Here is a 13,116-nt window from a genome sequence, read left to right as displayed (position 1 = left end):
GCAGCCTGAAGCGTCAGGCTGCCGCGAATCAAGGCGCTGCGGCGATGAAAATCAGTTGCACATTGCCGTAGTAAATCCCCGGTTTGTACCCGCCGACAGGCACTTTCGGCACGATTTCCAAGGGGAAGCGACCACCGGCGACCGCTTGCGCGGCGCTCAGTACTTCCCGCGGTTGCGGGTCATGGCTCAGTTCCCTGCCGTTGAAACTGACGCGCAAATAAATGTTCTGCTCGTCACGTCCGTTGGACAGGTACGCCTTTGCTTCCAGTCGGGCTTCAATCGCACTGGTGTCATGCTTGACGTCAAAGTTCTTGCGCAGCCCCTCCAGCGTTTTTGTATGGATGTTCCACGGCAACGTCTGTTCGAGGTGTATCCAGTTCATCTCGGCCGGAATGATGTAGAAACCCAGCGTCGGAATCTCCACCGACACCTCGAATGTGTGCTCTTCCCTGGCCGCATAAACCTGTGCACTCATCAGCGCCATCACGCTCATCCATGCAGCGATGGTCGATTGCTTGATCATCTCAGGTACCTGCTGCTTCAAAAAAAATCGCGAATTGGCTCACGTCTCCCGGCATCACTGGCTGGCGATGCGCAGCTCCTTTTTAGAGGCGCCCTCCACCAGGTTGAAGCGGTACTCGCGACCAGGTTTTTTGGCGAATTCAAAGGTTTTGCCCGCCAGAATGTGGTGCTTGGTGGTCGGCTCACACTCGGTTTCGATTTTCAGTGAGCAGTTGCGAAACTCATCGATCAACACCACGGTATTGCCGTTATTGCGTAGCCGATAAACACCGGCACTGTCATCGATCACACTGTCGAAGCGACTGTTTGTTGGCCGGACAAAAAACACCGTGCCAAATCCGGTCATCACGTTGACCCCCGCCGACAGGTTTTCTTTGTAGGCATCGCGTTCTTCACTCGACACAGCGAATTCGTCTTCCTTTTCCGGCACCACCGGCACGAAGCGCACGCGGAAGTAGCGTTCAGTGTCACGTTCGCCCATGTGCAACAAGCGTGTGCCCTGCATGCCTTTGGCCGGCACGATCAGCCGTGCCGGGCTGGCCATCAAGCCATCCCGGCCGCTGCCGTCCGCCTGGGTCTTGACCGGAATTTCACGGTGACCGCCATCGGCGTCGTAGACAATTTCCAGAATGCTGACCTTGACGAACGCGGTGCTGTCGCCGCTGTTGAACACGCGCTTGAGGTAGGTACTCTTGTCGCTGTCCAGATAGTCGTAGACCGTGCCGACGTTGATTTGTGGTCCGGCCTGGATGCCGGCTGACAATCCGCTGAAAACCAACAGTGCCCATAGACGTTTCATACCCTTGAATCTCCTGACATTGAATGCAACCGCGGGACGAGCCATCGCTGCGCGGCCCATCAGACTTCGGAATCCCAAATGACCGTGACATTGCCGGAGTAGTGATTGCCTATTCCGGGTAGAAATACCGTTTCGAGCGCCTTCGGGCCGAGTTCGAAATGAAGGGTGCCAGGTTTGCGATCAACGTACTGACCCGGCTGAAACGCCACTGCGCCGCTCTCTGTCATCAGTTCCTGGCGATGGACGGGCCGACCACTCACGTCAGTGAGGCCTCCTGGTAAACTTACCCGAACGTCCAGGGGTACATCGATGAGCCATCGAGGGTTACGCAAGTAACATCTTCTGCCATCGCTGTACTGACAAATCAGATACATCTTGAAGCGTGAGCTGGCCGAAATATTGAACGTCTGGTCCCGAAACAAACGCACAGGTTTACGCCCCGCGTGCAACCAGCTTTGCCAGCCGCCCGCCGGGACCAATTGGACTTTTTCGCCGCCGGGGGGGATGTCGACCTTGAGCGTGTGTTGCACTTCCAGCACGAAATCCAGCGTCAGGTCCGGATCGTCAGGAATCATGACGTCACCGAAATCAAAATCGCCCCCTGGACCAAGGCGATAATTCAGGCTGCCGGTGTAGAACCCTGAAGACATCTTCAGTGGGTTAGGCGTACGCAACTCGTATGCAAAATCCAGATAGCCATAGGTCATCGCTGGAATGTCAAAACTGGCGACTTTGGTGCAAGCCCTCTCATCGGGCACTTTCCAGAAAAAGGCGAAGCTCTTTGCCCCATAAAAGCCTAACCCGGTAGACACACAAGGCGGCGCAGCATTTACCCAAGCAGCGCCTTGCCACAAACGGTTGTGCGCTTCTCCTGCGTCCGATACACCCGTCAGATTGCTGGCCGTATCGCTCAATACGTAATTGGACCCAATACCGGCAACACGCACTTCGACAATTTCGGCCTCCCCCGTCTCAACATTCATGATGGTCAATCGACGCCAGCCTCCCGGCACCTTGAACATCGCACTCCCGCGAGCATCGGCGTTGGCCTGCATTGCCCTTATGGATTCGACCTTGGTCAGCAAGCGCAGACTGAACGTATTGCTGTTACGGCATATCTCGGGGTAGTACTCGCAGTAACCGGTGGAAGGGGTCTTGTTGACGAACTCGTTACGGTGAGGGTTGGCGGAGTCAGGCGTGAACAACGCCCTGATCTCCTGGGTCACCGCCCCTGCCGAAGGGCTGGCAAACGCCGCCAGCAGCCCCAGCCAAAAAATCTTTGGATTCATGATTCCCTCATTGATAGTTCGCAGCCTTGGCCATTCAACCCGCCGACTGGCGGATGGAAGTGGCGTCGGCCAGGGTGTCCGGGCTGCAACGCAAATCACCGATCATCAACACGTTGTTTTCACTGCGGTGCTTGTCGACATCGAGGCGGAACTGACACAGCAACTGGTCGGCATGACGCACCTCCAGGGTCGGCGATCCGGCATTCATTTCCATGGAGAAGAATCCATCGGCTTCGCTGACACCACGGCTGGCGTGATTGATCACGTGATGGCCCTTGAGCGGCTGCCCTTGTGGGTCGAGCAAGCGGCCGAGCACGGTCAGGGTTTTCATGACCCGCACCTTGCGGTACTCCACGCCGCCCTTGTTCAGGTGGTAGCGCGTACGCGCGGGTTCAATGCTTGCTGCCGGCACGTCGTTGCCTTCGAAGTCGAAGCTCACCGAGCTGTTCTTGTAAGCGGTGAGCGGTATGAAATTGCGTCCTGGATGCAGCGCTGCACTGCCGCCACTGAGGTCATCCGCTCGCAGGGCGATACCGTCGATATCGGACTCGACATCGACAATCATCCCGGCCCCTCGGCCCTGATGCTGACTGGTCAATGCCATGCGCTGCGCGCCAACGACCAGCGAGCTGTCGAGGTTCAAGCCACCGGTGAAGTTGTTGTTGAACGACGAACGCTGGATGAACCCGTCACCGTTGAGGGTGTCGGTGCGAAAGTTCGCCAGGCTCGACAGTCCGACGCCGTAGGTATCGGTGAGCGCCGTCACCGAGACGCTTTGCAGCACATGGTCTTGAAGATCCTGGCGAAAGCCGAAGGAGCCATTGTTGTCACGGCTACCGTCCCGGGCGGTGCGACTGCCGATGCTGCCGGATATCTGCTGTCCCGGACGGCCCAGCGACAGGTTGATGCTGAGGTCGACGCCCCGATTGCGCGCGTCGCCGCTGCTGTAGCTGCCCGGGCGGTCGAACAGCGAAAGCCGCCAGTTGGCATCACTGCCAAACAGCACGGTGCGTTGCGTCCAGCCAAGATCCGCGCCGACACCTTCGACGTTGCCCTCGCTGTGCGACACCCGCACATTGAGCGAACTTTTGCGGCTGATCCGGTGATTGAGCGCCAGCGACGAATTACTGGTTTGCCCGGTGAACACGTTGCGCTGACGCACCCGCGTGCCATCGGGCAAAGTGTCGTAGGTATCGGTGGTGTCGAGCCAACTACGGTTGTGGCTGACCACCAGGCTACCGGCGCCATAGTTGTACAGGCCTTGCAGGTCGGCACCGGTGCCGTGGTCTTCTGTCTGGTACACGTTGGCGTACAGGCTGAAGCTGTTGGCCAGACTCCAGTCGATGGAGCTGCCGTATTGCAACGTGTCCTGTACCTGACGGGCCGATAGCCCGAGGATCACCCGTGGATGCAACAAGTAATTGATGGCCGCACCAACGGTGGCATCGCCACTGGCCTGATCATCCCAGTTGCTGAACAATTTGCTTTCCTGTCCAGCGAACAGGTTGTAGCGCCAGCGCTGGTCATGGTTGCGCCAATTGTTGGGCTTGTAGATCAGTTCCTGGGTGGTCGAGGTCACTTGGCCGTCTTCGATCAGGCGCACTTCCACTTCGTAGATACCGCCGGGCAAAGGACGCGTATCGAGGGTTTGCAAACCGGCCGGGACCGACTGGGTATTGATCAGTAAGCCGTCGCGGTAAATTTCCACGGAACCCTGCCGGTTGGCGGTGACATAAACCGGATAGACACTGGGTTTCGGACTGTCGATCGCCAGGCTGTCGGAACTGCCATACATCACACCCACCGCGGTATCGGGGCTGGTGCCGAATGAGCGCGGCTCGCGCATCAAGCCTTCGGAATTGGGAGTGAAGTAACCCAGGCGAAAAAAACGGCCTTCCAGTTCGCGTTGACTATAGAGCTCATGCACGGCGTGGTAGAGCTTGTCGTCCGGGCCGCCCAGACGAGACAGTTGCATGTTGAACGACTGGGTCCAGTTTCCCAGGCTACCGCTGGCTTCCAGGCCAAAACGACCGCCCAGGTCCTGGTCCTGGCCGCCGTTGAGATTGAGTTGGTTACGCACCATCAGGCCGCTGCTGCCACCCTCTGGCTGATCGTAGTAACGCTTGGTTTCACTGTCGCGCTCGGCATGTTCGGTGATGACCGACAGCAGCGAGTTTTCAAGGTTGTAGTGCACCGCCAGCATCTGTTCCGGGCATTGGCCGGTGCAGTTGCCCAGTGTCACGCCGGGTTTGAGAATGTCGCTCCAGGCATCACGCTCACTGGCGCCATAACGGCTTTCGCTGGTGTCCGTAAAATCGAGCAGCGTCACCCGATCATCACGGGACAACACAATCATCGCCTCACCGAGGGGTTGTTGATCAAGTTCGATCCGGACTGCCAACGGAACATCGAAAAAGTGCTCCTCGAATTCCGCCGGCAGGCCCTTGGCCTGAGCCAGCAAACTTCGCGGCGTGTGATCTGCAGCAGTGGGTGCCGCAAATGCGCTGCTACATAACAGCAGCGCAAGCGCCGCCGCGATGGGCGTCATCGGGAACATGAAAAAATACTCTAATTGCAAAGAAGTCAAAGCACGGCCGACAAACCGAAAAGTTTGTCGACCGAGTACGTTACTTGGATCAAGTAAACGTTTTAGTATCGAAAGCCTTGCTTAGACAGAAGGTTCGATGACCAACATGACCACACCGGTGTAGTCGCCGGCATCGGGTTTTTTAGTGGTGACCGCGCTGACTTTGAATGGCGCACGATAGCGGGTATTGGATTCCTTATCACCAACCACTTCCTGGGAGGTGGTGGTCAACGTCTTGCCATTGAGTTCAACTTTCAAATCAATGGTGCTGTTACCGGCGATCAGCTTTGGAACGCCCTCCAGACGGGCGTTGACCTTGCCGGCGGTATGCAGGACGTCAAAGTGCCCGTCGACGGTTTTCATGGCGTCGGTGCTCGGGTTGTAGCTCATGTCCTGGTCCTTGTTGACCAGGTCGGCATCAACCGGCACCGCGTAAAAATCGTCGGAATTGACGGTTGCCTTCAAGCTGATGGAGTGCCTGGCTTCGGTGGCAGCAAATGCCATGGAAGAACTCAGCGCCAGAACGGCCAGGGGAGCAGCGAACGCAATTTTCTTGAACATCTTTCAGTACCTGTTTTTTAAAAAGGATAAGTGCTGAAAGTTCATGGTGAGTAAAAACTGTCACGAGCAGCCATTTGCCCAGCTGAACTTTCAACGCCGAAAGATGATCGGGCAAATGATCTGGAAAGTAAGCAGGCAAGTTCCTGCAAGTGCGTAGCCAAAGTGCTACGAGGATAGAAAGAAAAAACCGGGAATAAAGACGAACTCAAAGTTCATCTGTAAGAGACAGACTACAAAGCGTGTACTAGTCGACAGGGCCGGTGAAATATTATCAAAGTGACTTCTGTAAGACCAATACCACACTCCCCGTAAACAATGGAGCAAAAGCGTAGTTTAGAGACTTAACACTAATTTGCGCATTTGCCCTTGTGCTGTCGAGCACTTTTTTGCTGATTGACCGCTGATTTTCAGTCCCGCGTCGGGGCAAACCGTCGGTCGGGAGTGCTTGCCTTTCTCATAAGATATATCTTAAGTTGTATCTAAACACGACGAGAGAAAGCAAAAATGAGAGACCATCATTCCCCCCACCGCGAGCACGGTGACAGCCGCGACGGCTTCGAGAAACGTCCCGCCCGCGAACGTGGCGGCCGCGGCCCCCGGGTGTTTGCCCCCGGCGACTTGAAATTGCTGCTGCCGGCCTTGATCGCCGAACAGCCGTGCCATGGCTACGACCTGATCCGCCAGATCGAAGGCATGTTCGACGGCGCCTACTGCCCCAGCCCCGGCGTGATTTACCCGACCCTGACGTTCCTGGAAGAAAGCGAACTGATCCTGGGCGACACCGAGGCTGGTAAAAAGCGCTACACCCTCACCGACGCCGGACGTCTATTCCTGAACGAGCAAGCCGTTGCACTCGATGGCGTGCGGATGCGCATCGAGGTCAGCAAGCGTTCGCTGCGCGGGCATGATCGCCCCGCGGAAATCCATGAGGCTGTGCATAACTTGCGCCATGCCCTGCAAATGCACCATGGCCGCTGGAGCCCGGAGGAAATCCTGCGGGTGCGCGACCTGCTCAACAACACCGCCAAGGCCATTGTCGACGGCCATGCCGTTCAACCCGCTCAGGAGCAAGCCGAATGACTGAAGTGATCGCGCCGCAAACCATTCACCGTGTCATGCATGAAATCAAACGCCGTCGCCTGGAAGTCTTGCGCGTGGTCGAGCTGACCCCGCGCATGCGCCGGATTACCTTGGGTGGCCCTGAGCTGGCAGGCTTCGTCAGCCTGGGCACGGACGATCACGTCAAGCTGCTGTTCCCGCAGAACGCCGAGCAAGCGGCGGCCCTGGAAAACCTGGTGCTGGGCGCCGGCAAGGACAACGGCCCGATGCCCGAGATGCGCGACTACACCCCGCGCCGCTACGACCTCGAGACATTGGAGCTGGACATCGACTTCGTGCTGCACGGCGACGGCCCTGCCTCGACCTGGGCCGCGCAGGCCGAACCCGGACAATTCCTGCACATCGGCGGGCCGCGGGGTTCGATGATCGTGCCGGACATCTTCGACAGCTACTTGCTGATCGGCGACGAAACCGCCCTGCCCGCCATCGCTCGACGCCTTGAAGGCCTTGCGGCCAATCGCCGGGCGCTGGTGATCGTGGAAGTGGAGAACGGCAAGGAGCAGCAAGAGCTGCACAGTGCGGCTGAGGTCAATGTGATCTGGGTGCTGCGCGAAGGTGGCAAGGATCACCTGCTGAGCACCGTGCGCCAGATCAAGGTGCCGACCGGCAACCTCTACACCTGGGTGGCGACCGAGAGCAAAGTGTCGCGACAGATTCGCCGGGTGTTGCTCGATGAGCACGGGCTGGACGAACAGTTGGTGAAGGCGGTGGGGTACTGGAAGCTGGAGGGCAGTGCTGAGCAATGAAGACCATCCATTAGTGAGCCGGATGTTCTGTGGCGAGGGAGCTTGCTCCCGTTGCACTGCGCAGCAGTGCCAAAACCTTATGTGCAGATTTTACGGCTGCTTCGCAGCCGAGCGGGAGCAAGCTCCCTCGCCACAAAGGTGTTCAACCTTTCCATGGTTGCTCACTTTCGAGCCCGCCACCGGTCCAGCCCGATCACCACCAACGCGATCACCACGAACCCCGCCAGCAACCCGCTGGCATTGATGAACACCTGTGGATAACCCAGCCTGGTCACATCCACGAACGGATACGGGTAAACCGCCAGCATGTGCCCGCGCAACAACACATAGCCAAAATACAGCAGCGGATACATCGCCCACAGCGCGATATGCCACAGGCGCAAAGTGCCCTTGGGCACACAGCACCACCAATACCCCAGAAACAGCAATGGCACGATGTCGTGCAACAGTTCATCGGCCAGCCATTGCCAACCCTCGGGGTGCCACAAATGGCGTAGCAGCAGGTTGTAGGCCAGGCTCACCACGACGATGTTCACGGCAATCGCACTACTGACCCCGGGCTGCAAGAACCAGCGCCGTGCGGCGGAATCGCGGGATGTCCATGCACAGGTCAGCACGGTCGCCACCAGGGTGTTGCTCAGCACGGTGAAATAGCTGAAAAAGCTCACCAGCCCGCCAATCAGGCTCGCGCCCAAGGCCCAGCGGGACTGGAAGATCAGGTACATCTGGATGCTCAACCCCGCCCAGCCGAGCAGGGCCGCCACGGCCACGAAACGACGTCGCAACGCCGGCGTGCTGAGCATTGTCAAAGCGGTCGCTTGGTACGCATCAGCTTCACATACAGACGCTCGACTTTCTCCCGCGCCCACGGGGTTTTACGCAGGAACGTCAGGCTCGACTTGATGCTTGGATCGCTCTTGAAGCAGCGAATATCGATGCGCTCGGCCAGCCCCGACCACTCGTAATGTTCCACCAGCGCGTTGAGGATCTGTTCCAGCGTTATGCCGTGCAGCGGGTCAGGAGTGTGTTCGGTCATGCCGGGCCTTCGAGCAGTGAGGGAATGGGAAGCCGCGCACCTTAGCCGAGGGTTTCGTTGGGGGGAAGCTCATTAAATGTAGGCGAGCTCTGAATATCACGCTGTTTAACCGTAGGAGCTGGCTTGCCAGCGAAAGGGGTGGGTCAGGTCTTTATGTCATTGACGCAAAAAGCTTCGCTGGCAAGCCAGTGCCTACAGACTGTTACCAATTCCGAAAGGCTGCATATCGGTAAAAGCACTTTCTCTATTTGTAACAGAACATTATCCTTGCGCCCGTTTTAGCTGAAACGCTTCTGCTACATGCCTGACGTCCGCTGTTTTTCGTTATCCCCCCAGAAAAAGATCAAGAATTCCGTGTCTATGCCCGACTTTAAATCCTTGCGAGACAGCGCTGTCTTTGCAACTGCTGCCCCACGAAACCTCCTGCCCCTGATCAGCGGCCTGACCGCCATGGGCCTCGCCTCCTGCGTCCAGGCAGCGCCGGCCTTCGATAGCGACTCCCCGTGGATGTTCGGTGACTGGAACGGCACTCGTACAGAACTCGCGGAAAAAGGCTACGACTTCAAAGTCGATTACACCGGTGAAATGGGCAGCAATCTGCACGGTGGCTACGACCACGATCACACCGCGCGCTACAGCGACCAGTTCGGCCTGGGCACCCATCTGGACCTGCAGAAGATCCTCGGCTGGAACGATGCCGAGTTCCAGTTGACCGTCACCGAACGCAACGGCAACAACATCAGCAACGACCGCATCAACGACCCGCGGGTCGGCGGCTTCACCTCGGCCCAGGAAGTCTGGGGCCGCGGCCAGACCTGGCGCCTGACGCAGATGTGGTATCAGCAGAAGTTCCTCGATCAAACGCTCGACATCAAGGTCGGCCGTTTCGGCGAAGGCGAAGACTTCAACAGCTTCCCCTGCGACTTCCAGAACCTGGCGTTTTGTGGCTCCCAGGTCGGCAACTGGGCGGGCGACATCTGGTACAACTGGCCAGTCAGCCAGTGGGCCATGCGGGTCAAGTATCACCTGACGCCAGAGCTTTATGCACAGGTCGGCGCCTATGAACAGAACCCGTCGAACCTCGACCGCGACAACGGCTTCAAGCTCAGTGGCAGCGGCACCCAGGGCGCAGTCCTGCCGGTGGAGCTGGTGTGGACGCCGAAGTTCAACGGCCTGCCGGGCGAATACCGCGCCGGTTACTACTACAGCAGCGCCAACGCCACCGATGTCTACAAGGACAGCAATGGCCAACCCGCCGCCCTGAGTGGCGAGGCCTACCGCAGCGCATCGAGCAAACACGGCGTGTGGCTCGGCCTCCAGCAGCAAGTCACCAGCCTCGCCAGCGACCATTCGCGCGGCCTGAACCTGTTCGCCAACGGCACCCTGCACGACAAGAAGACCAACGCCATCGACAACTATGTCCAGGCCGGTCTCGTCTACAAAGGCCTGTTCGACGCCCGCGCCAAGGACGACATCGGCTTTGCCATTGCCCGCGTCCACGTCAACCCGGCCTATCGCAAGAATGCCGAGGCGATCAACCAGGTTAACGGGGTCTTCGATTATGACAACCCGACCTACCTGCCGCCCCAGGACACCGAATACAGCGCCGAACTCTATTACGGCGTGCACGTGACCCATTGGCTGACCGTGCGCCCGAACCTGCAATACATCCGCCACCCCGGTGGCGTGAACGAGATCGATGACGCGTTGATCGGCGGGATCAAGGTCCAGTCCTCGTTCTAAAAACACCCCACACCTGTAGGAGCCGGCTTGCCGGCGAAGGCGGTGTGTCAGCCGACGCTTGCACCGATTGACACACCGCCTTCGCTGGCAAGCCAGCGCCTACAAAAGGCTGTTCGTTTTTAACTGAACCATGCCCGTGCCAGATCGTCATCTACAGTGAACTTGCGCGGGACTACTTGAAACGTCACGGAGAATCACACTATGAGCACAGATAGTGCCTTGGGTCGAAGCCGTCTATTGCCGACCCTGCTCGGCATTCTGCTTCTACTGATGGGCCTGGCCATGCTGGCCGGGGGGATCAAGCTGAGCATGCTTGGCGGCTCGCTGTATTACCTGCTGGCCGGTATCGGCCTGGCGCTGACCGGCATTCTGCTGATCGCTGCGCGCCGCGCCGCACTGGGCCTGTACGCACTGGTGTTGTTTGCCAGTACCGTGTGGGCCTTGTGGGAAGTCGGCCTCGACTGGTGGCAACTGGTGCCACGCCTGGCCATGCTGTTTGCACTGGGTATCGTCATGCTGTTGCCATGGTTCCGTCGTCCGCTGCTGCTGACCGGCGCCTCACCGATGGGCACTGGCGCCCTGAGCGTGGCCGTGGTGCTGGCGGGCGCCGCCGCACTGGCCAGCCAGTTCACCAACCCCGGTGAACTCAAGGGCCAGCTGGACCGCGACAGCGTGCCGGGCATGACCAATACCGCCCCGACGATGCCGGATGGTGACTGGAACTCCTACGGCCGCAGCGCCCACGGTGACCGTTACTCACCATTGGCGCAGATCACCCCGCAAAACGCCCACAAACTGGTCGAGGCGTGGACCTACCGCACCGGCGACCTGCCAGGGCCGAACGACCCGGGTGAAACCACCGCCGAAAACACCCCGCTGAAAGTCAACGGCATGCTCTACGTGTGCACGCCGCACAGCCAGGTGATTGCCCTGGACCCAGACACCGGCAAGGAAATCTGGCGTTTCGATCCGAAGATCTCCACGCAGAACGCGGCGAACTTCAAAGGTTGGGCGCACATGACCTGCCGTGGCGTGTCGTATCACGATGACGCCGTCTACGCCTCCGAGCAGAGCCCGACCGGCAGCGCCAGCGCGGCCGTCACCAGCGCCTGCCCGAAACGCATCTTCCTGCCGACCGCCGACACCCGTCTGATCGCCCTCAATGCCGACACCGGCAAGATGTGCGAAGACTTCGGCGACAAGGGCCAGGTCGACCTGCGCGCCAACATCGGCGGCTTTGCCGCCGGCGGTTACTACTCCACCTCGCCTCCAGCGGTCACCAAAGACCTGGTGGTCATTGGCGGCCACGTGACCGACAACGTTTCCACCGACGAGCCGAGCGGCGTGATCCGCGCGTTCGACGTGCACACCGGCAAACTGGTGTGGAACTGGGACAGTGGCAACCCGGACGACACCACGCCGATTGCCGAAGGCAAGACCTACACCCGCAACTCGCCGAACATGTGGTCCATGTTCGCTGTCGACGAAAAACTCGGCATGCTCTACCTGCCGATGGGCAACCAGACCCCGGACCAGTTCGGTGGCGCCCGTACGCCGGAATCGGAACTGCACTCGGCCGGCCTGACCGCCCTGGACATCGCCACCGGCAAGGTGCGCTGGCACTTCCAGTTCACCCACCACGACCTGTGGGACATGGACGTCGGCGGCCAGCCGACCCTGATGGACCTGAAGACCCCAGAAGGCGTGAAGCAGGCTGTACTGGCTTCGACCAAGCAAGGCAGCATCTACGTGTTGGACCGCAGCACCGGCAAGGCCATCGTGCCGATCAACGAAGTACCGGTGCCGCAAGGTGCGGTGGAAGGCGATCACACCTCGCCAACCCAGCCCAAGTCCGACCTGAACTTCATGCCGCCGCCGCTCAAAGAGCGCGACATGTGGGGCGTCACCCCGTTCGACCAACTGATGTGCCGCATCACCTTCAAATCCATGCGCTATGACGGCCCGTTCACGCCACCATCGCTGCAAGGTTCGATCGTGTATCCAGGCAACTTCGGCGTGTTCGACTGGGGCGGCATCTCGGTCGACCCGGTGCGTCAGATCGCGTTCGTGAACCCGGACTGGATGGCGTTCAAATCGAAACTGATCCCGGCAGCGCAAATCGCCGCCCAAGGTCCGCGTAAAAGCGAAACCGAAGGCGTACAGCCGAACAAAGGCGCGCCGTATGGCGTGGTCCTTGAGCCGTTGCTGTCGCCACTGGGCCTGCCGTGCCAGACCCCGGCCTGGGGCTACGTCGCGGCGGTCGACCTGACCACCCATGAAAAAATCTGGATGCACAAGAACGGCACCGTGCGCGACAGCTCGCCGGTTCCGATCCCGTTGAGCATGGGCGTGCCAAGCCTGGGCGGCACCTTCACCACCGCCGGTGGCGTGGGCTTCCTCAGCGGTACCCTCGACCAGTACCTGCGCGCCTATGACATGAAAAACGGCAAGCAACTGTGGGAAGGCCGCCTGCCGGCCGGCGCACAGACCACGCCGATGACCTATACCGGCAAGGACGGCAAGCAATACGTGCTGGTCGTGGCTGGCGGTCATGGTTCGCTGGGCACCAAGCAGGGTGACTATGTGATTGCGTACAAACTGTCCGAGTAAGTTTTAACGGCAGGTAATACAAAGGCGGCGCCCTCACAGGCGTCGCCTTTTTTTGTCTCCGCAGATTTCAAAACACCATAGACCCCCCTGTAGGAGCGAGCCTG

At 59.2% G+C, this 13,116-nt stretch carries 11 protein-coding genes; 4 read left to right on the top strand and 7 right to left on the bottom strand.

Features of this window, described 5'->3' with window-relative positions; genetic code table 11:
* Positions 1–28: 28 nt before the first annotated feature.
* From J1D76_RS22985 to J1D76_RS22965, 5 genes are all read right to left on the bottom strand, one after another.
* On the bottom strand, positions 29–523 hold the full coding sequence (locus tag J1D76_RS22985) for a CS1 type fimbrial major subunit (RefSeq protein ID WP_421140627.1): 495 nt from the start codon (positions 521–523) through the stop codon (positions 29–31).
* Between the two features lie 54 nt (positions 524–577).
* Entirely contained in the window at positions 578–1,321 is a 744-nt protein-coding gene (locus J1D76_RS22980) for a molecular chaperone (RefSeq protein WP_421140626.1), read from the bottom strand.
* Between the two features lie 59 nt (positions 1,322–1,380).
* On the bottom strand, positions 1,381–2,610 hold the full coding sequence (locus J1D76_RS22975; protein WP_421140625.1) for a hypothetical protein: 1,230 nt from the start codon (positions 2,608–2,610) through the stop codon (positions 1,381–1,383).
* Between the two features lie 34 nt (positions 2,611–2,644).
* Positions 2,645–5,167, bottom strand: coding sequence for a CS1-pili formation C-terminal domain-containing protein (locus J1D76_RS22970; protein ID WP_421140624.1), 2,523 nt, complete (start codon positions 5,165–5,167; stop codon positions 2,645–2,647).
* Between the two features lie 111 nt (positions 5,168–5,278).
* Positions 5,279–5,758, bottom strand: coding sequence for a CS1 type fimbrial major subunit (locus J1D76_RS22965; RefSeq protein ID WP_421140623.1), 480 nt, complete (start codon positions 5,756–5,758; stop codon positions 5,279–5,281).
* Positions 5,759–6,262: 504 nt separating this feature from the next.
* Here J1D76_RS22965 and J1D76_RS22960 point away from each other — a divergent pair.
* A complete protein-coding gene (locus J1D76_RS22960) occupies positions 6,263–6,838 on the top strand; it encodes a PadR family transcriptional regulator (protein ID WP_421140622.1) in 576 nt (191 codons plus the stop codon).
* Positions 6,835–7,623, top strand: a complete 789-nt coding sequence (locus tag J1D76_RS22955; RefSeq protein ID WP_421140621.1) for a siderophore-interacting protein — start codon at positions 6,835–6,837, stop codon at positions 7,621–7,623. Before J1D76_RS22960 ends, J1D76_RS22955 begins: the two co-directional genes overlap by 4 nt.
* A 161-nt stretch (positions 7,624–7,784) precedes the next feature.
* On the opposite strand, the gene J1D76_RS22950 is transcribed toward J1D76_RS22955, so the two are convergent.
* Both J1D76_RS22950 and J1D76_RS22945 read right to left on the bottom strand, forming a co-directional pair.
* Complete coding sequence (locus J1D76_RS22950; RefSeq protein ID WP_421140636.1) at positions 7,785–8,426, bottom strand: Pr6Pr family membrane protein; 642 nt, start codon at positions 8,424–8,426, stop codon at positions 7,785–7,787.
* Positions 8,427–8,428: 2 nt separating this feature from the next.
* Positions 8,429–8,659: a VF530 family DNA-binding protein gene (locus J1D76_RS22945; RefSeq protein ID WP_421140620.1), complete on the bottom strand. Its 231-nt coding sequence runs from the start codon at positions 8,657–8,659 to the stop codon at positions 8,429–8,431.
* 360 nt (positions 8,660–9,019) lie between these two features.
* On the opposite strand from J1D76_RS22945, the gene J1D76_RS22940 reads away from it, so the two are divergent.
* Entirely contained in the window at positions 9,020–10,402 is a 1,383-nt protein-coding gene (locus J1D76_RS22940) for a carbohydrate porin (RefSeq protein ID WP_421140619.1), read from the top strand.
* Positions 10,403–10,603: 201 nt separating this feature from the next.
* Positions 10,604–13,012, top strand: coding sequence for a glucose/quinate/shikimate family membrane-bound PQQ-dependent dehydrogenase (locus tag J1D76_RS22935; protein ID WP_421140618.1), 2,409 nt, complete (start codon positions 10,604–10,606; stop codon positions 13,010–13,012).
* The last annotated feature ends 104 nt before the right edge of the window (positions 13,013–13,116 follow it).

Origin of the sequence: Pseudomonas sp. NFX15 (genome assembly GCF_049132105.1) — a bacterium.
Classification (GTDB): Bacteria; Pseudomonadota; Gammaproteobacteria; order Pseudomonadales; family Pseudomonadaceae; genus Aquipseudomonas.
The sequence above is the reverse complement of the archived record's forward strand: the minus strand, read 5'-3'. Positions and strand labels throughout refer to the sequence as shown.